The 18463-nt window shown below is 63.4% G+C and carries 16 protein-coding genes; 9 read left to right on the plus strand and 7 right to left on the minus strand.

The features are described 5' to 3' along the window. The first annotated feature begins 48 nt into the window (after positions 1-48). Together AC1Q6C_RS22715 and AC1Q6C_RS22720 are read left to right on the plus strand one after the other, a co-directional pair. Positions 49-438: a metal-sensitive transcriptional regulator gene (locus tag AC1Q6C_RS22715; protein ID WP_007727102.1), complete on the plus strand. Its 390-nt coding sequence runs from the start codon at positions 49-51 to the stop codon at positions 436-438. A gap of 7 nt (positions 439-445) precedes the next feature. After that, positions 446-850, plus strand: a complete 405-nt coding sequence (locus AC1Q6C_RS22720) for a 6-carboxytetrahydropterin synthase (protein ID WP_054187872.1) — start codon at positions 446-448, stop codon at positions 848-850. 41 nt (positions 851-891) lie between these two features. Here AC1Q6C_RS22720 and AC1Q6C_RS22725 read toward each other — a convergent pair whose 3' ends face one another. Further along, positions 892-2493 carry an ABC transporter substrate-binding protein gene (locus AC1Q6C_RS22725; RefSeq protein ID WP_003941166.1) on the minus strand — a complete coding sequence of 534 codons (1602 nt, stop codon included), beginning with the start codon at positions 2491-2493 and terminating at the stop codon, positions 892-894. 163 nt (positions 2494-2656) lie between these two features. Beyond that, positions 2657-3112 carry a hypothetical protein gene (locus AC1Q6C_RS22730; RefSeq protein WP_230359464.1) on the minus strand — a complete coding sequence of 152 codons (456 nt, stop codon included), beginning with the start codon at positions 3110-3112 and terminating at the stop codon, positions 2657-2659. A 91-nt stretch (positions 3113-3203) separates the two neighbouring features. Between AC1Q6C_RS22730 and AC1Q6C_RS22735 the strand changes: the two genes are divergently transcribed. Further along, positions 3204-3878 carry a class I SAM-dependent methyltransferase gene (locus AC1Q6C_RS22735; protein ID WP_007727092.1) on the plus strand — a complete coding sequence of 225 codons (675 nt, stop codon included), beginning with the start codon at positions 3204-3206 and terminating at the stop codon, positions 3876-3878. Here the strand turns inward: AC1Q6C_RS22735 and speB are convergent. After that, entirely contained in the window at positions 3842-4798 is a 957-nt protein-coding gene (gene speB, locus AC1Q6C_RS22740; protein ID WP_219469211.1) for an agmatinase, read from the minus strand. The genes AC1Q6C_RS22735 and speB overlap by 37 nt on opposite strands. 146 nt (positions 4799-4944) lie before the next feature. Between speB and AC1Q6C_RS22745 the strand changes: the two genes are divergently transcribed. The 4 genes from AC1Q6C_RS22745 to AC1Q6C_RS22760 all read left to right on the plus strand — a co-directional run bounded on the left by AC1Q6C_RS22745 (position 4945) and on the right by AC1Q6C_RS22760 (position 11563). Further along, a complete protein-coding gene (locus tag AC1Q6C_RS22745) occupies positions 4945-5580 on the plus strand; it encodes a helix-turn-helix domain-containing protein (protein WP_007727089.1) in 636 nt (211 codons plus the stop codon). Positions 5581-5713: 133 nt separating this feature from the next. Then, positions 5714-6559, plus strand: coding sequence for a carbon-nitrogen hydrolase family protein (locus tag AC1Q6C_RS22750; protein WP_007727087.1), 846 nt, complete (start codon positions 5714-5716; stop codon positions 6557-6559). Beyond that, positions 6556-8244: a flavin monoamine oxidase family protein gene (locus AC1Q6C_RS22755; protein WP_007727084.1), complete on the plus strand. Its 1689-nt coding sequence runs from the start codon at positions 6556-6558 to the stop codon at positions 8242-8244. Before AC1Q6C_RS22750 ends, AC1Q6C_RS22755 begins: the two co-directional genes overlap by 4 nt. A 127-nt stretch (positions 8245-8371) precedes the next feature. Further along, on the plus strand, positions 8372-11563 hold the full coding sequence (locus AC1Q6C_RS22760) for an NAD-glutamate dehydrogenase domain-containing protein (protein ID WP_230359465.1): 3192 nt from the start codon (positions 8372-8374) through the stop codon (positions 11561-11563). Here the strand turns inward: AC1Q6C_RS22760 and AC1Q6C_RS22765 are convergent. Then, the gene (locus AC1Q6C_RS22765) at positions 11540-13057 is read right to left on the minus strand and encodes a PucR family transcriptional regulator (protein ID WP_065351873.1); all 1518 of its coding nucleotides are present in this window, start codon (positions 13055-13057) and stop codon (positions 11540-11542) included. The two genes, AC1Q6C_RS22760 and AC1Q6C_RS22765, sit on opposite strands and share 24 nt — an antisense overlap. Positions 13058-13185: 128 nt before the next feature. On the opposite strand from AC1Q6C_RS22765, the gene gabT reads away from it, so the two are divergent. Together gabT and AC1Q6C_RS22775 are read left to right on the plus strand one after the other, a co-directional pair. Beyond that, entirely contained in the window at positions 13186-14550 is a 1365-nt protein-coding gene (gabT, locus tag AC1Q6C_RS22770) for a 4-aminobutyrate--2-oxoglutarate transaminase (protein WP_007727077.1), read from the plus strand. Position 14551: 1 nt separating this feature from the next. After that, the gene (locus AC1Q6C_RS22775; RefSeq protein WP_042922728.1) at positions 14552-15997 is read left to right on the plus strand and encodes an NAD-dependent succinate-semialdehyde dehydrogenase; all 1446 of its coding nucleotides are present in this window, start codon (positions 14552-14554) and stop codon (positions 15995-15997) included. Positions 15998-16049: 52 nt separating this feature from the next. On the opposite strand, the gene dszD is transcribed toward AC1Q6C_RS22775, so the two are convergent. From dszD to AC1Q6C_RS22790, 3 genes are all read right to left on the minus strand, one after another. Continuing rightward, positions 16050-16628: an NADH:FMN oxidoreductase DszD gene (gene dszD / locus AC1Q6C_RS22780; RefSeq protein WP_003941189.1), complete on the minus strand. Its 579-nt coding sequence runs from the start codon at positions 16626-16628 to the stop codon at positions 16050-16052. A 208-nt stretch (positions 16629-16836) separates the two neighbouring features. Further along, the gene (locus AC1Q6C_RS22785; protein WP_019746727.1) at positions 16837-17310 is read right to left on the minus strand and encodes a YbaK/EbsC family protein; all 474 of its coding nucleotides are present in this window, start codon (positions 17308-17310) and stop codon (positions 16837-16839) included. Positions 17311-17325: 15 nt separating this feature from the next. After that, positions 17326-18429, minus strand: coding sequence for a hypothetical protein (locus tag AC1Q6C_RS22790; RefSeq protein WP_492666823.1), 1104 nt, complete (start codon positions 18427-18429; stop codon positions 17326-17328). Between the last annotated feature and the right edge of the window lie 34 nt (positions 18430-18463).

Below are 18463 nucleotides of genomic sequence, written 5' to 3' on the forward strand. Positions count from 1 at the left end.
AACGAGAATTGTTGCGAAGTCACGCGTTGACGAACAGGAGGACATCGAATGTCGGAAGCGACAGAAGTGGGCAATGCGCCAAGCAGTGCGCCAAGCAGTGCTCCAAACAGTGCCCAAGGCAGTGATGCGACCGGCGATGCATGCTGCACGAGTGATTCGCACGGCTACATCACCGCCAAGGGCGACTACCTGGCGCGTCTGCGTCGCATAGAAGGTCAAGCTCGCGGCCTGCAGCGCATGGTCGACGAGGACAAGTACTGTATCGACATCCTGACGCAGGTGTCGGCGATGACCAAGGGCCTCCAGGCGGTGGCCATGGGCCTGCTCGAGGACCACATCGGCCACTGCGTCGTCAAAGCCGCTGTTGCCGGTGGGCCCGAGGCGGACGCGAAGATCAAAGAAGCGAACGACGCGATTGCGCGATTGGTCCGCTCATAGAATTGTGATGAACATTGATACCTTGGTGCGCATGTTCAGTATCGAGATCCGTCGTACATTCGCTGTGAGGCAGGGGCTTCCGGCACCGGTGCGGGACGCGAAGAACTTGCCGCCGCTGATGCCTGCCGACGGATTTCGCGTGACGATGCGAGTGGCGTTCTCGTTCGAGGACGACCAACTCGGAGAACGTGGATGGTTTGTCGACACGGACGCTCTGGACGAGTCCGTCGATCGATGTGCCGAGCAATTGGCGAGCGGTGCCTGGCCGGAGATTTTCGATTTCCGTCCGTCATTCGAGAATGTCGCGAAGTGGGCTTTCAGTGAACTTGCGTCCAGCATTCCTCAGCTGACCTACGTCGAACTCGACAACGAGACGATCGGTGTGGCAACAAGATACGTCAGATCACAATGATCTGACGTATCTCGTTGACGCACCGCGTTCGGTCGACCGGCCTACTGGTAGAGGCGCAACGCAGAACCGATGAAGGTCTTACCGAATGCGAGTCCGGCCTTGTTGAAGTAGAAGCTCAAGACCGTATCTGCAAACGGGACTGCGGACACCGTTTTGGTGATCTGTGACTCGGCGTCCGCCCACTCCGCGCACGCTGCTTCGCCGGTCAAGCCGGATGCCTTGGCAACGGCTGCTTCGTAGGCGGGGTTGTTGATCGAAGAGAAGTTCTTACCTGCTGCCGGAGCAGGACCGGAGAAGAACGGGACGAACCCGCTGGGAACCGAATTGTTGATCTGGATCCACGCGATGTCCCACTGGTTGTTGTCCTTGCCACTGAGCATGACGTCGACAACCTTGGTCTGGTCGGCTCCTGTCACCTCGACGGTCGCACCGAGGTCGGACCATGCCGACTGGGTGAGCTCGGCTGCCGCGCTGCGCGCATCTTCGCCGGCAGCGTAGAAGAGGCGGAGGGTCAGCGGCTTTCCGTCCTTGCTTCGTTTGCCGTCGGAGCCGGCGGTCCAACCTGCAGCGTCCAGTGTTGCCTTTGCTGCGCTGAGGTCGAAGTCCGGAATGTTGCCTGCGACAGAGTCGTACACACAGGCTCGGGGCTCGACGGAGACAAGACTTGTTGCACGGGTGCCCTGGCCGCCAGTGATGACTTCAGCGAGATCGTCGAGATTGACAGCCTGGACGAGAGCTTTTCGAACGGCGGGATCGCTGGTCGGATTGTCCGCAATCTGATTGAAGTACATCTGACCGGCGGGAAGTGGGCGCTGGACCGAGTCGAAATTGGCGGCATCGATGCGATCCTTGTCCGGACCGGCGATCGGAGATGCGCTCAGTTCGCCTGAGAGAAGCTGGTTTGCTGCGGTGCTGACATTGGGTGCCATGACAGCAATGACTGTCTTGGGGACACCCGGTGTGTCGGAGGTGGTGTCGTCGGGCCCCCAGCTGTAACCGTCACGACGCTCGAACGTGTAGTGGTCATTGGCCGAGACTTCGGTGACTTCGAACATGCCGGAGCCCAGCGACTTGTTGTTCGAGGCGGTCGGATCTTCGAGACCGGCATCGCACATGATCGGGAGGCGACTGATGGTGAGGAGGAGGAACGGGGTCGGCGCCGGAGTGGTTACCGTGATGGTGCGGGTGGCGAGATCGGCAGTGGCCGAAGCGCCGATGGGAACTGTGGTGCCGCGTTGTTGTGAACCCTTGGCTGGATCGGCTACGAAGTTGATGTTGTTCGCGACGGTCTGTGCAGTCAGCGTCGACCCGTCGGTACAGGTCACGCCTTCACGAATGGTGAAGGACGCGGAGGTCGGCGTTTCTTCCCACTTCTCGGCCAACCATGGTTTGAATTCACTGGTTTCAGGATCCTGGTAGACCAGGGAGTCGTACGCCAGCTTCGAAATTTCCGCGGTTGCCGCAGAGCCGGACATGATCGGGTTGAGTGCACCCGGATCGCCTTGCAACGCGTACCGGAAGGTTCCGTCAGTCAGAGGCTCACCGCCGCCGGAGCCCGAGGACGTGCCTCCCGAGCTGCAAGCCGACAATACGAGCGCGAGCCCCGCGGTCGCGGCAAGCGTCGAATAGGAGCGGTGTTTCATTGTGCCTCCGTGAAGGAGCCGGGGCCCGGGAGTGAATCGTGAGGGCGCAGTCGAGTGTGACCGCTAAATCTTGGCGTAGGACGTGACGGGCATCTCGGTCGATCCTCACGAAAATCGGGCGGATTTTTGTTCGATTTCACGAAGGTTGGAGTTCTGGTTCAGTTCACGGGGAGTCGAGGTCACTTCGTCGTGGCCACCCGGTCTCCGTGAGCACGGTTGCTGGAACTGACCTCAACGGGGAGGTGGGGCCGAGACCGTGGAGGTCTGCGTCGTCGTCGATTTCGGACCAGAATTCGTCCGCCGAAACATCAAGGCCGAGAACGATCCACGGCGGTCCGGCTTCTTGGAACGCGTACGAGACGGTTCCGGTACGCGGAACTGTCGTATCGAACAGTCGGTCTCCGACGGGATAGCCCTGCTGCTCGCCGACCAAAGTCAAGGTAGTCGGTTCGAAGGATGCATCGCGCAGAATCTTCTCGACTGCGCGGTCGAAGCTCTGCTGGACGCTGAACTCTTCGTCCGAGTTCGAACCGGTGAACTCGGGGAAATGCGCACAACACAAAACGTATGGGCCCGCTGAGCTGCAGTAGAGACGAAACACGGGAAATCCACCGGCCACGACGTGACGTTAGCAGGGCGTCGAAATGGAGAAGTTGCTGTTTCAGCAAAGATGGTTGCGTGAGTTGTGGAGGGTCGTTCATCCTGGGTGCATGAGCCACGAACACCACAATCACCACGAAAACTCCGATACCACCGAGAATCCGTACGCCAAGGCGGACGCACAGTTCTGGAACTCGCTGTACGAGGAACGCCCCGCGCGCTGGAGCGGAAATCCCAACCCACAGTTGATTGCCGAAGCCTCCGACCTGGAACCGGGCACGGCACTCGACGTCGGTTGCGGCGAAGGTGCCGACGCTTTGTGGTTGGCGCGTCGCGGGTGGAAGGTCACCGGCACCGACATCTCGTCGGTTGCGCTCGGTCGCGCTCAGGCTCACGTCGAGGGCGAAGGCGTCGACATCGAATGGCTGGAAGCCGACCTGACGAAGTGGGATCCGCAGGGGCGCTCGTTCGATCTGGTGTCCGCGCAGTTCTTCCACATGCTCGAACCCGCGCGCGGGGAATTGTTCCGTGCTCTCGGAGATCTGGTCGCGCCCGGTGGGCATTTGCTGATCGTGGGCCACTCACCTCACGAGTCGCCGACCGAGCACCATCGGGCCATGCTCCATACACCCGAATACGTGGAGTCGCTGTTCACCGATGGTTGGAAGGTGTTGGTCTCGGAGTCGCGGGAACGTGATCTTCCCGCGAACCCCGAGATGCATCACACGACGGATACCGTTGTGCTGCTTCAGCGATTGAGTGCGAGTACCGACAGCAACTCGTAAGCGACGTGAGCCGCTGCGATACCGGTGATCTCGGCGTGGTCGTACGCCGGCGCTACCTCGACGATGTCGGCGCCGACCACGTTGAGTCCCACCAACCCACGCAGTGTGTTCAACAATTCGCGAGAGGTCATGCCGCCCGCTTCGGGTGTTCCGGTGCCCGGAGCGTGGGCGGGATCGAGTACGTCGATGTCGACGGAGACGTACACCGGGCCACCGTCGAGGCGCCTACGCATGCGCTCGACGATGCTGGCGACGCCGTCGACCTCGTAGTCGTCACTGCGGATCACCTGGAAACCGAGGACGCGGTCGTCTTCGAGGTCTTTCTCGCTGTAGAGCGGTCCACGGATGCCGATGTGCTGCGAGCGCTCCATGTCTATCAGGCCCTCTTCGCTGGCGCGGCGGAAGGGGGTGCCGTGGGTGAAAGGCTGACCGAAGTAGGTGTCCCAGGTGTCGAGATGAGCGTCGAAGTGCAGGACGGCGATCGGGCCGTGATCGCGGGCCAGTGAGCGCAGGATCGGCAGTGCGATGGTGTGGTCGCCGCCGAGCGTGAGCACGGAGGACCCGTCGGCGCGCAGGTCGGTAACGGCGGACTGAACCGTCGTGAGAGCTTCCTGGATGTCGAAGGGGTTGACGCCGATGTCGCCGAAATCGGCTACCTGCTGGTTGGCGAAGGGCGAGACCTTCAGCGCCGGGTTGTACGGACGCAGCAGCTTCGACGCAGCGCGGATGTGGCCCGGACCGAACCGGGCACCGGGGCGGTAGCTGACACCCGAATCGAAGGGGATGCCGAGGATCGTCACGTCGGCGCGCGAGACCTCGTCCAGGCGCGGGAGACGCGCAAAGGTGGTCGGCTCGGCGTAGCGGGGGACGCGCGTGGCGTCGACGGGTCCGATGAACGATCCGGGGTTGTTGGTAGCCATTTGCAGAGGTCCCTGCTCTCGATTCGGCGCACACCGGGCGCCCTTCAGTGATGTAGCTCTCTGAGCAAGTATGGTTTCTTCAGGAGGCTCGGTTGTCAACCCCTGTTTCCTGAAAGGGACACGGCGGTCGTGAAGGAGTGGGTTCAGTGGCCAAGGCGAAGGAAGCGGTCGAGCCGGTCGGACCGCGCATCGGGGCGAGGCTCAAGGCGGCACGTCAATCGAAGCGGTTGACCCTCGACGACCTGGCCGAGGCCTGTGGTGTGACCAAGGGGTATCTCTCGAAACTCGAGCGCGATCACGTCAACGCGTCGGTGGCGACCCTGATAAAGGTGTGCGCGGTGCTCGAGATCCCCGTCGGATCCCTGTTCGAGAATGCGTCCGCCGGTGAAGTAGTCCGCGCCGACGCCATGCCGCAAATCAGCTTCGGTGGCGAAAAGATGACGGAGTACCTGCTCACGCCTACCAACGAGCGTCGAATTCAGGTGCTGCTCGGCGAGCTGGAACCAGGCGGCGGAAGTGGTCGGGAGTTCTACAGTCTGCCGATCGACGTGAACTTCGTGCACGTGCTCGAGGGCGGCTTGCGGGTCTCGTTCGAGGGCGGTCGGACGGATCCGAACGGTGAGGCCGTCGATGCCGAAGACGTCGTACTTGCGGCGGGCGATTCCTTCACATTCACGCCGACGCACAACCATAGTTTTCAGGCCGAAGGCTCGGTTCTGGCGAAGGTTCTGTGGGTCTTGAATCCGGCATTGCCGGAAGGGCCCCGCGCGTCGTCTTCGTGAGACTCGAATCCGTGAATGTTGATTCTTAGGAAACAAGAGTTGACATGATTGGCGGCAGCCGTCACGCTGGTAGTTGTCCCCGTCACACACACCGTCGAAAATTGGCGTCACGGAACTCCTGAAGGAGCGCACCATGCATGTCGATTCAGTTCGAGTTGGCCTGTTCCAAGGTCCGCTCACCACCCCGGACACCTTTGCGTCGGTGGAGTTCAACCTCGCTGCAATCGACACTGCTGCCCGCGAGGCTGCAGCATCCGGTGCGAAGATCCTGCTGACGCCGGAGATGTCCGCAACCGGCTACGACATCGGCGAACTGGTGTCGCTACGCGCGGAACCGGCCGACGGCCCGATCTTCGATTCCGTCGCCGCGATTGCTCGAAGTGCAGGCATCGCAGTCGTCTACGGCTACCCCGAACTCGACGGGGGAGATGTCTACAACAGTGTGCAGGTGGTGGACCGCGACGGCACTTCGCTTGCGCACTACCGCAAGACGCACCTGTTCGGCACGCTCGACCGCGAACATTTCCGGCCTGGTGAGACCCTGGTGGTCGGGTTCGATTTCGAGGGCATCCGCTGCGGGTTGTTGATCTGCTACGACGTGGAATTTCCCGAAGCGGTTCGGGCCCATGCCGACTCCGGTACCGAATGGCTCATCGTGCCGACAGGGTTGATGACTCCGTACGAACACATTGCGCAGCAAGTGGTTCCGGCCCGCGCATACGAGAGTCAGATGTTTGTCACCTACGTCAATCGCTGCGGCGCCGAAACCGAGCTGACCTACTGCGGTCTCTCGTGCGCCATCGCGCCCGACGGTGCCGAGTTGGCGAGGGCCGGGTTCGGCCAGGAATTGCTCTTCGCGGATATCGCCGCCGCCACCGTCTCGCAATCGCGCACCCTCAACACGCATCTCGACGATCGACGCCTCGATCTGTATCCAGATCTTTCTGTCACGACTGTCTCCAAGGAGAACCGTAGATGACCATCCCAGTAGCTCCGGACAGTTCCTCGGAACCCGGCAAGCAGCCGCCCCTCACGATGTTCGGGCCGGATTTTCCGTTCCCGTACGACGACTACGTTTCCAGTCCGGCGGGACTCGGCTCGGTGCCCGATCTGGCACTGGGTACAGAAGTTGCCGTGATCGGTGGCGGACTCTCCGGCATGATCGCGGCCTACGAGTTGCTCAAGATCGGTCTCAAACCGATTGTCTACGAAGCTGATCAGATCGGTGGCCGGATGCGGTCGGTCGAGTTCGACGGGCACCCCGGGGTTGTCGCCGAGATGGGCGCAATGCGTTTCCCACCGTCGTCGACAACGTTGTTCCACTACCTGAACGAACTGGGTCTGCAGACCGAAGAGTTCCCCAATCCCCTTGCCGAGGTCACGCCGAGCACCGTCATCGATCTCAAGGGCGAGAGCCACTACGCGCACACTCTCGAGGATCTGCCGCCGATCTACACCGAGGTGGCGCAGGCCTGGCAGCGCACTCTCGAAGAGCATGCCGATCTGATTCCGTTGCAGCAGGCCATTCGTGACCGCGACACCGCAGAAATCAAGCGGATCTGGAACGACCTCGTGGTGCGCTACGACGACCAGACGTTCTACGGATTCCTCGCCGCGTCGAAGCACTTCAAGTCCTTCCACATGCGGGAAGTGTTCGGACAGGTCGGATTCGGTACGGGCGGTTGGGATACCGACTACCCCAACTCGATCCTCGAAATCCTTCGTGTGGTCATCACGGCCGCCGACGACGACCACCGCGGCATCGTCGGTGGATCGCAGCAGCTGCCGATGCGGTTGTGGAACCGCGCCCCGGCGCACATGGCGCATTGGCCTGCCGGTACTACGGTCGCTTCGCTCAACGACGGTGAGACGCGTCCCCGCGTCACCGAACTCCGGCGTACCGAGCCCGGCAACATCACGGTGACGGACTCCGAAGGTTTCATTCGCACGTATGCGAGTGCCGTTGTGACAGTGCAGAGTTGGATGCTGCTGAACAACATCAGGTGTGACGACGATCTGTTCCCGATCGACCACTGGACTGCGATCGAGCGAACTCACTACATGGGTTCGACCAAGGTGTTCGTTCTCGTCGACCGCCCGTTCTGGAAGGACAAGGACCCCGTGACCGGCCGTGATTCGGTGTCGATGACACTGACCGACCGTATGAGTCGCGGCACCTACCTGCTCGATCAAGGCGAGGGCAAGCCAGGCCTGATCTGCTTGTCGTACACCTGGTCGGACGATTCGCTGAAGCTGCTGGCGCTCGACGCCACCGAGCGCATGAACATCATGCTGCGCTCTCTCGAAGAGATCTACCCCGGCGTTGACTTCCGCAGCCACATCATCTCGAGCCCGGTGACGCTGTCGTGGGAAACCGAGCGCGACTTCATGGGCGCATTCAAGGCGAACCTTCCGGGGCACTACCGCTACCAGGAGCGCCTGTTCTCCCACTTCGTGCAGAATGATCTCGAACCGCGTCATCGGGGAATCTTCCTCGCCGGTGACGACGTGTCGTGGACCGCCGGCTGGGCTGAGGGCGCGATCCAGACCGCGATCAACGCGGTATGGGGCGTCGTCAACCATCTCGGCGGCGCTGCGCCTGCCGAGAATCCCGGACCCGGCGACGTGTTCGAGGAGCTTGCTCCGATCAGGTTGGGCGACTGAGCTCACCGCAACTGCCGAAATGTCGTGCCCGATGGGGGTTGGTACTCCTATCGGGCACGACCTCTTTCCGGTGATCCACGCAACACTGGAAAGTGTTCGGATCCAATAATTTCCAGGAGGGTGTTCAATGGCGAGCACATCATCGGCGACCAAGACCGCAGCTGCAGAATCGAGACCGGCAGGCGGTGATCGATCCGGTGACCCGGCGCTCGAACTGGTCGCCGAATTGGCAGCAGCGGGCCAGCGACTCGTCTTCCGTCAGGGTGACAACCTGAACAGTGACGATCTGACCTGCGTGGTGCTGTGGCCGTCCGGAGAGCCCTCCCTCTCCGATCTGTGCGAGAACTTCGAGTCTCTCGGACTCCGAGTTTCGACGCACCGCCCGCTTCCGACCGTTCTGGGTTCGGCGCATTACTTCACCTTCGAGCCGAGCACCTTCGACGGCAGTGCGCTGGAGAAGATGGCGGACGCCTTCGAAGCCGTCATCGCCGGACAGACCCGGATGGATGCGTTCTCCAGTCTGATCGGACGAGCAGACATCACCTGGCGCGACGCAGAGTTGCTGCGCGCTGCGTGCCGTTTCCTCGCTCAGGCTCGTATCGGGCTGTCCGAGAGCTACATCGTCGGAGTGTTGGCAGCGAAGCCACTCTTCGTACGGCAGGCAATCGAACTCTTCACTGCGCGTTTCGATCCCGCCGTAGCAGGATTGCGGGAGACAGCAGTGGCCACCGCGGCGGCGGCCATCGACGAATCAGTCGACGGTGCAGACACTCTCGACGAGGATCGCGTCTTGCGCGGCGTTCGTTCGTTCCTGCAGGCGACTCTGCGCACCAACTGGTACCTGCGTGGTGAGTCCGGCGACCCGCTGCCGTACGCGTCGTTCAAGATCGACTCGCAGTTGCTCTCCACCCCACAGAAGACCGTTCCCTTCCGCGAGATCTACGTCAGCGCACCCAATGTCGAAGGCGTTCACCTGCGTAGTTCCTCCGTCGCCCGTGGCGGCCTGCGTTGGTCGGATCGATACGAGGACTACCGCACCGAGGCCCTGAGCCTCATGAAGACCCAGAGCGTGAAGAATTCCCCGATCGTTCCTTCGGGTGCCAAGGGCGCGTTCGTGGTTCGGGGCACGTCGTCACCGACTCCGGCGCAGGTGCAGGAGTCGTACAGCACCTTCATTCGCGGCTTGCTGGACGTGGTGGACAACATCGTCGACGGCGCTGCGGTACACCCGGCAGAAGTAATCGAGTACGACGGTGAAGACTCCTATCTCGTCGTGGCAGCAGACAAGGGGACCGCACGGTTCTCGGACGTCGCGAACGGCATCGCCGTCGAGCGTGGTTTCTGGCTCGGCGACGCTTTTGCTTCCGGCGGTTCGGCCGGCTACGACCACAAGGCGATGGGCATCACCGCTCGCGGCGCCTGGGTAGCGGTTCGACGGCACTTCGCCGAGCGCGACCTCGATGTCGACACCGATCCGTTCACCGTCGCGGGTATCGGGGACATGTCCGGCGACGTGTTCGGCAACGGAATGTTGCTCTCGCACAAGATCCGTCTGGTCGCGGCATTCGATCACCGCCACATCTTCATCGACCCGAACCCCGACACCGAGACGAGCTTTGCCGAACGCGCTCGCCTCTTCACCGTGCCGCGCTCGTCCTGGGACGACTTCGATCGCACCGTGATGTCGCCGGGCGGTGGCGTCTGGCCGCGGAGCGCGAAGTCGATCCGCCTTCCGCTCGAGGCGCGTGCGGCCCTCGGAATCACCGAGGAGAACTTGACCCCGCAGGAACTGATCCGAGCGATCCTGTGTGCTCCGGTGGACCTGTTGTGGAACGGCGGCGTCGGTACCTACGTGAAAGCGTCGACCGAAAGCAACGTCGACGCGGCCGATCCGTCCAACGACGCAGTTCGCGTCAGCGCTGACGAGTTGCGTGCAACCGTGGTGGGTGAGGGCGGCAACCTGGGTTTCACCCAGCGTGCCCGCATCGAATATGCCGCTGGCGGAGGACGAATCAACGCCGACTTCATCGACAACGCGGCAGGCGTGGCTACCTCGGACCGTGAGGTCAACATCAAGATCGCACTCGCAGAGTTGGAAGCGACCTCGCGCAATGAACTACTCGCGGCGGCCCAGGACGAGGTGGCCGCATCGGTGCTCGAGGCCAGTGAAGATCAGACCCTCGCGATCAGCCTGGCCGAGCACCGCGCACCGGCCCTGCTCGATCAGCACGAGCGGTTGATCGAGAACCTCGTCTCGGCGGGCGCCATGAAGCGACTGGAAGAATCTCTGCCCGACTCCAAGGCGCTGGCGGTCAGGGCGCGTGCCGGGCAGGGTCTCCTGCGGCCGGAACTTGCTGTGCTGGTGGCGCAGTCGAAGAACGTACTGACGGCGGAATTGGGGGCGTCGACCGTCCCGGACAATCAGATCTTCGCCGATCGTCTCCCGCAGTACTTCCCGCTCTCCGTCGTCGAGGCAGCACCGGACGCGGTCCGCGCACATCGGTTGGGCCGCGACATCATCATCACCTCGGTTGTCGACGAACTGGTCAACCGCGTCGGCCCCGGCGTGCTGTTCCGGCTCGAGGAACACCTCGGAGTCCACAGTCCGGAAGCGGCTCTGGCCTACGCAGTAGTCAGCGAAGTGCTCGGCACCGAGGAACTTCGGCGCGAGATCTTGAACTCGGAGCTGCGCGCCACCGAGCAGTTGCAGGCTCTCGATCGCTTGCAGCAGTTGTTGGAATCCGAGATGAGCTGGGTGTTGCGTCGTCCGGGAGCAGCCGGCCGGTTCACCGTGAACCCGCGCGCCGACATCGATCGGTGGGCAGCCCCGGTGCGGGAACTCACCGACGGTTTGCCGGCCAGCGAGCGCATCGAGGCGTCTTTCGGAGCACTCGCCCTGGCAGACATTGCACTGCAGGAGAATACGACGGCCGCGGCCGCAGCCGCGATCTATCGGGAACTCTCCGACGCTCTCGATCTGGGCGATGTTCTCGGCGGCGTCGACGTCGCCGTCGGTGCCTCGCATTGGGAGGTCATGGGCAGCGCTGCCGTCCATGCCAGGTTGACGGCGCGTTTCGCGGACCTCGTGTCCGGTGCGCTCGGTGAAGGTATTCCGGAGGTCGTCGAGTTGTGGACCGCCGCCAATCCGCAAGCGGTGCGCCGGTTCACGGCTTTGATGTCGAGCGTGAGCCGCAGCGGAGCGCTGGACACCGCCCGTCTCTGCACGGTCGACGCCGAACTCGAACTACTCGTCCGCGGTGCGTCGAGCTTCGCTTCGGTGCACGCGGAGGAGGGTTCAGCGGCCCTCCCAGGCGAGTAGCGATAGCAGCAGTTCGGCTCTGACCCTGGCCTGTCCGAGGTCGCATTGCAGCAGTTCCTCGATGCGTGCGATGCGACCTCGGAGGGTGTGCCGATGAACACCGAGTTCGGCTGCGGCCGATTCCCATTGGCCGTTTGCCTCGAGATAGGCGCGCAAAGACGCGGCCAGTGCGGTTCCGTGTGCCTGGTCGTGTTCGGTCAGCACCGGGATGGTGTCCGCAGCCATTGCGATCAGTGCCTCACGGGCAGGCTCGGATGCCAGAATCGTCGAACCACTCAGAGCGTCGAACTCGAGAATGCGGGCAGTGGCCGTCGTGAGATTGGCCGCGGCGCGGGCCTGGACGAGTGCGCGCGGTGCGTCCAGAAGACGGTGAGGGGTGCTGATTCCGGCACGCACGGCTTTCGCTTCGGTGGGGGAGAGCTGCGCCAGTAGTGTTTTGGCGGTGTCGATTGTGTCGGTTCCGCGGAGGAGGACGGTCAGCGAACCGTCCTCGGATTGCGCGAACAACGGCCGGCCTGCTCGCGCGAGAGCGTTGTCGAGTTCGCGAAGAACTGGGCCGAGTCCGGATCCGCGAACGTGGACGACACGAATGTTGCCGTGCGTGTCGCTTGCCTCGTCCAAGTACGACGGCACACCGTCCTCGGGGATTCGGCCGTCGAGTAAGAGCCCGAAAGCCATGGCGTTGAGTCGAGTTCGCTCGGCCCGTAGTCGAACCGGTTTCTCGAGTTCGAGAGTGAGCAGCGAGACCGCATGCCCGAGCAACACTCTGTCGATATTGCTCAGGGGCCCGGCGCCCGCCATGGCGAGGTAGCCGTGCCAACTGTCGGTGACGCCGACGGGGGACAGTGTCAGCGTCCGTTCGGGTGTGCTCTGCGAGATCGACGCCGGAGCGTTGGGATCGCGGGTGGTGGCCGCGACCGCGCGAACCTCGGTGATCAACGACTTCTGGTTTGCCGGATGCACCGCGGTGATCCGATCACCGACAAACGCCACCGAAGTTTTTGTGGCCGTGGCTAGTTCACGCACGATCGCCGACACGCCACCGCGCAGTGCAACGCGGGTGATGCGCGTCTGTACTTCTGCCGCGCGGAGTACCGATTCGTATTCCTGCTGGCTCAGACGGGTCATCACCGCGCGCGTGACTGCCGCGAACGGGGTCGTGAACGGCACTTCCAGCAGGGGGAGTCCGCGGCTGCGGGCGGCGGCAATCAGGTCTGTGGGCACACTCTCGTGGGAAAGGCCGGTCCCGAAACCCAGAGCCGATACTTCTGCGGCGGCCAGACGGTCGATGTACTCGCTGTAGTCGGTGGCGTCCGCGCCCACCAGTGCCAGCCCGGTGGTGAGCACCAATTCGCCGCCGGAAAGCCACGGGGTGGGGTCCGTCAGCTCTGTGGCCTGCGCAAACGTGACGGGGTGGGTGGCAGCTGCTCGGTCGGTGAGCAGAGCCAGCGAGAGGTGTTTCTGTCGCAAGAGCCACGAGATCGGAACCGTCACCTGATCAAGGCTAGCTGTCGTTGCCGATATGGAGTAGCCCTGGAGCTCCGGGTATCCATTTCGGCAGTGCTTGCGATGCTTCGCGCGTCGCATACTCGAATGCAATACACAACCGAGAGGGTGGTCACATGAGTGCAATCGAATACCGGCTTCCGCAGGAGCGTCGCATCGTCACGGAGTTCCCGGGCCCGCGCTCGGCTGCGCTCGCCGAACGCCGTAAGAAGGTCGTCGGCGCCGGCGTCGCATCCACCCTCCCGGTCTACGTCGCCGACGCAGACGGCGGAGTCATCGTCGACGTCGACGGCAACTCGCTGATCGACCTCGGTGCCGGTATCGCGGTGACCAGCGTCGGCGCCTCCAACCCGGCCGTCGTGTCCGCAGTTCAGGATCAGGTCGCGCACTTCACCCACACCTGTTTCATGGTCGCTCCGTACGAGGGCTACGTCGAGGTCGCCGAGCGTCTCGCCGAACTCACCCCCGGTGACCACGAGAAGCGTTCCGTGCTGTTCAACTCCGGCGCAGAAGCTGTCGAGAACGCAGTCAAGATCGCCCGTCACGCGACCGGTCGCGACGCAGTCGTCGTCTTCGACCACGCGTACCACGGCCGCACCAACCTCACGATGGCACTGACGTCGAAGTCCATGCCGTACAAGAGCGGCTTCGGTCCGTTCGCCCCCGAGGTCTACCGCGTCCCGATGTCCTACCCGTACCGCGAGGGCCTCAATGTCGACGGCTCCAAGATCACCGGTGAGCAGGCCGCACAGCGCGCCATCACGATGATCGAGAAGCAGGTCGGCGCTGCCAACACGGCCGCCATCCTCATCGAGCCCATTCAGGGTGAGGGTGGATTCATCGTTCCCGCAGAAGGATTCCTCCCGACGCTCGTCGCGTGGGCCAAGGAGAACGGCGTCGTCTTCATCGCCGACGAGGTTCAGGCAGGCTTCGCTCGTACCGGCGCCTGGTTCGCCAGCGATCACGAGGGCATCGTGCCCGACCTGGTCACGCTCGCCAAGGGCATCGCAGGCGGCATGCCGCTCGCCGCTGTCACGGGCCGCGCCGAGCTCATCGACGCCGTCCACCCCGGCGGCCTCGGTGGCACCTACGGCGGTAACCCCGTCGCCTGCGCCGCTGCATTGGCGTCCATCGACCAGATGCGTGAGCTCGACCTCTGTGGCCGCGCACGCACCATCGAGTCGACCGTCGTCGGCCGAATGAACGCACTGGCAAAGGAACTCGACGTCATCGGTGACGTTCGCGGTCGCGGCGCGATGCTCGCCATCGAGCTGGTCAAGCCCGGTGGGCAGGAGCCGGACGCCGACATCACCAAGAAGATCGCCGCCGAATGCCTCGCTGCCGGCGTCGTGATCCTCACCTGCGGTACCTACGGCAACGTCATCCGTCTGCTCCCGCCGCTGGTCATCTCCGAAGAGCTGCTCGACGACGCGTTGACCGTCCTCGAGACCGCTATTCGCACTGCAGCACAGGGGAACTGACATGTCCAACGTCTCGGATCTTCTCGACTCGGTACCCAAGGGTCTCTGGCTCGGCGGCAAGCTCGTCCCGGCCGAGAAGACCTTTGCGGTCTACAACCCGGCAACGGGTGAGGAACTCGCCCAGGTAGCCGACGCCACCGCTGCCGACGGTATCCGTGCGCTCGACCTCGCCGCTGCGGCGCAGGAAGACTGGGCGGCCACTCCGGCACGTGTACGCGGCGAGATTCTGCGCACCGCCTTCGAATTGCTGCACGCCCGCGCCGAGGACTTCGCGCTGATGATGACCCTGGAAATGGGTAAGTCGTTGGCAGAGAGCCGCGGTGAGGTCAACTACGGCGGCGAATTCCTGCGCTGGTTCAGCGAGGAAGCAGTACGCATCGGTGGACGTTTCACGCAGGCTCCGGCCGGCAACGGTCGCATCCTGGTCACCAAGGAAGCCGTCGGACCGGTCCTCGCGATCACCCCGTGGAACTTCCCGCTCGCCATGGGCACACGCAAGATCGGACCGGCGCTGGCTGCCGGTTGCACCATCATCGTCAAGCCCGCCGAGGACACGCCGCTGACCATGCAGCTCCTCGGTCAGGTGTTCGCCGATGCCGGTCTGCCCGACGGTGTGCTCTCGATCCTCCCGACGTCCGACGCGGCCTCCATCAGTGGACCGCTGATGGAAGATGCGCGTCTGCGCAAGGTCACCTTCACCGGCTCCACTGGCGTCGGAAAGTTGTTGGTGCGCAATGCTGCTGACAAGCTGCTCCGCACGTCGATGGAACTCGGTGGCAATGCGCCGTTCATCGTCTTCGACGACGCCGACATCGACGCAGCTGTCGACGGCGCAATGCTCGCGAAGATGCGTAACGGCGGCGAGGCCTGCACCGCGGCCAACCGCATCTACGTCGCCAACTCGGTGCGCGAAGAGTTCACCGACAAGTTCACCGCCAAGGTTGCGGCCTTGAAGGTGGGCGCCGGTGACGCCGAGGGCACCAACATCGGACCGCTGATCAACACCAAGCAGCTCGCAACCGTCACCGGACTCGTCGACGACGCGGTGTCCAAGGGCGCTCGCGTTCGCACCGGTGGATCGGCACCCGAAGGCCCCGGCTTCTTCTTCACCCCGACCGTTCTGGATCAGGTGCCCGCCGACGCGCGCCTGCTGAAGGAAGAGATCTTCGGACCCGTTGCGGCAGTGGTCGGTTTCGACACCGAAGACGAAGCGATCGCGGCTGCGAACAACACCGAATACGGCCTCGTGGCGTACTTCTACACCCGCGACATCGACCGTGCGATGCGCGTCTCGGCCAAGCTGGACACCGGCATGGTGGGCGTCAACCGCGGCGCGATCTCCGATGCTGCCGCGCCGTTCGGTGGGGTGAAGGAATCGGGCTTCGGCCGTGAAGGCGGAACCGAGGGTATCGACGAGTATCTCGATACCAAGTACGTAGCGCTCTAACTTGCTGTGCGCCTTTATTAACCGCGGGCGGTTAATAAAGGCGCACAGTTGTCTATTGACCCAACGGAGTCGGGCGGTAGTACTTGCCCTCGTGGTAGAGCAGCGGTGCGGCAGCGGATTCGTCGTCCTCTTCGGCGTGAACCCGCGTGACGAGTCCGATGACCAGCGTGTGATCGCCAACAGGGATCAGCTGGTCGACCTTGACGCGCATCCAGCTGGGGGTGCCGTGCAGCACCGGTTCCCCGGTGTCGAGCACTGCCCACAGAGACTCGTCTGCAAAACGCTGATCGGCACTACGCGCAAAGCGCTGGGCCAGATGCTGCTGATGTTCGCCGAGAAGGTGGATCACCAAGGACTCGGCTGCCTTGAGTGCATTGATGCTCGACGACGTCTCCGCGATGTTGAACGAGACGAGCGGCGGCTCGAGGGAGACGGACGAGAACGAAGTGGCGGTGAAACCCACCGGGCCGGTACCCGAATCGAGGGTCACGACGGTGACACCGGCGGGGTGGCGGCGAAGCGCAGCGCGGTAGTCACCGGCGCAGATGCCGGTGGACAACTCGGGCGTCGCTGCTACTTCGGGGACGTCGGGGGTGGTGTGGCTGGAAACGGCATTCGGCTTGTCAGACAACGGGAACTCTCCGGCTGGAACTCGAGGTGTGCGGTGTGGTCGAGGTGACTGCGCTCGGCATACACAGACAGGCGTCGGTGCGGCACAGATCTACGTGCCGTCGACGCCAGTGGTTGCCGGCCGGGGTCCTGGTTGCAGTGCACATGGTGCGTCCAACTATAGGTGGACGCACGTCTGAGTGGTTTCGGACCGGGTTGGCTGAAGTGCTTCAGTCCATGTCGACGGCGAGGCCGGCGGTGATTCGGAGGAGTTCGGAGTACGTCGTGCGAAAGACCGTGTTGGGGTGCCCGGCGGCTGCCCACAATTCGGGGTACTGCTCGAGGGCTGTATCGATGTAGGTGGGCAGGTTGGTGGGATGCCCGAGCGGAGCGACCCCACCGATCGGCTGGCCCGTTGCCGACTTCGCCATTTCCAGCGGCGCCCGCGTGAGCTTGCCTTCGAGGCGTTCGCCGGTGGCTTTCAGATTGACCTGATGTGCGCCGGAGACCAGCAGTAGGACCGGATCGTCGTCGAGAAGGAACACGAGCGACTTGGTGATCGCGCCTACCTCCACCCCGACGGCCGCCGCTGCCTCGGCCGCGGTGTGCGTGGCTTCGGGCTGCGTGACGATGACGCCGTGGTGACCCCGTGAGATCAGTGTTTCGGCGACGTGCGAGGCGTTGGGGTGGAGGAGGCTCGTCATGAGTTCAGACTAGGACTAGTCGGCGTTCGCCACAGCTGGAGTCGGCGTCGTGTGGGTGGACTTTCGGTTGCGACGGATCGTAAAGCCGAACAGCATGACCGCACCGATCAGTGCGTACAGGAAAAGCGTCAGAGCAGGCTGGCCGACGCCGACGTTGTTGAAGTAGACGATGCTCCGGACGCCTTCGGTGCCGGCGCCGGGTGTGATCCACCGGCCGATGGCGGCGTAGAACGAGGGAATCACGTTGGAGCCGAATGCGCCTCCCGCACTGGGATTGCCGAGAATCACGAAGACGGCGATAGCCAGCGGGACTGCCAGAACGCCGATGGCGGCGCGCAATCCGAGTGTGAACATGGCGGTGCCGAACACCACGGCTGTTCCCAGGATCCAGAGCGGGAACCAGTGGCCGGCGAAGGTTCCGAGTACGTGTGAGGTGATGAGGGCGCCGAGGGCTCCCGAGATGATCGAGTAGATCGCGATCACGCCCGTGTGTGCGCTTGCCTGGCGGAGAGTCTTCGGCGCACCGATGAACAGTCCGATGGCTGCCGCAAGGAGATAGCCGCCGACGACCCAGCCGACCGAGAGGTAGAAGCCGGAGAGGCCGCGGTTGTCGTGGGCTCCGACGGGGATCTCGTCGCGGACGACGAACTGTCGGTCCTGTGTCGCCTCGACCTTCGTGAACACCGCTTCGAGCGACGTCGCGATGGAGCTGCCGCCCGCGCTCGCGGTGATCAGGGTGTCCGGTCCGGCCGGGTTGATGACAAACGCGCCCTGGATCTCTCGGTCGTTGATCATGCGGCGAGCGGTCGCCGTGCTGTCGACCACCTGAGCGTCGAGTGGGCTGCCGTCGATGGCGTTGAGTTTGTCGGCGATCTGCTGATCCATGCCGTCGGGTGTGCCCTGATCGGCGATGACCGCGATTTCGATGTCTCGCGGAGTCGGCTGATGGAAGGCGGCGACGTAGCTGAGGATGAAGCCCATCTGCAGCAGGAGCACGCCGACGAACAACGCGGCCATCACCTTGGGTGCGCCGTACTTCACGAGCAGATTGTCGTGGTGGTGTTCGTCGTGGGTGGAGCTGTTGTCTGGTGCGGCGTGTGCCGGATGCGTAGTGGTCACGAAAGAGTCCTGATCTTGTCGAAAGTAAAGAGCT

It is taken from the genome of Rhodococcus sp. MT28 (assembly GCF_058792695.1).

Bases quoted from the DNA above. Each gene is read 5' to 3' on its own strand.
- AC1Q6C_RS22715 (WP_007727102.1), top strand. From the start codon at position 49: ATGTCGGAAGCGACAGAAGTGGGCAATGCGCCAAGCAGTGCGCCAAGC.
- AC1Q6C_RS22720 (WP_054187872.1), top strand. From the start codon at position 446: ATGAACATTGATACCTTGGTGCGCATGTTCAGTATCGAGATCCGTCGT.
- AC1Q6C_RS22725 (WP_003941166.1), bottom strand. From the start codon at position 2,493: ATGAAACACCGCTCCTATTCGACGCTTGCCGCGACCGCGGGGCTCGCG.
- AC1Q6C_RS22735 (WP_007727092.1), top strand. From the start codon at position 3,204: ATGAGCCACGAACACCACAATCACCACGAAAACTCCGATACCACCGAG.
- speB (WP_219469211.1), bottom strand. From the start codon at position 4,798: ATGGCTACCAACAACCCCGGATCGTTCATCGGACCCGTCGACGCCACG.
- AC1Q6C_RS22750 (WP_007727087.1), top strand. From the start codon at position 5,714: ATGCATGTCGATTCAGTTCGAGTTGGCCTGTTCCAAGGTCCGCTCACC.
- AC1Q6C_RS22755 (WP_007727084.1), top strand. From the start codon at position 6,556: ATGACCATCCCAGTAGCTCCGGACAGTTCCTCGGAACCCGGCAAGCAG.
- AC1Q6C_RS22760 (WP_230359465.1), top strand. From the start codon at position 8,372: ATGGCGAGCACATCATCGGCGACCAAGACCGCAGCTGCAGAATCGAGA.
- gabT (WP_007727077.1), top strand. From the start codon at position 13,186: ATGAGTGCAATCGAATACCGGCTTCCGCAGGAGCGTCGCATCGTCACG.
- AC1Q6C_RS22775 (WP_042922728.1), top strand. From the start codon at position 14,552: ATGTCCAACGTCTCGGATCTTCTCGACTCGGTACCCAAGGGTCTCTGG.
- AC1Q6C_RS22785 (WP_019746727.1), bottom strand. From the start codon at position 17,310: ATGACGAGCCTCCTCCACCCCAACGCCTCGCACGTCGCCGAAACACTG.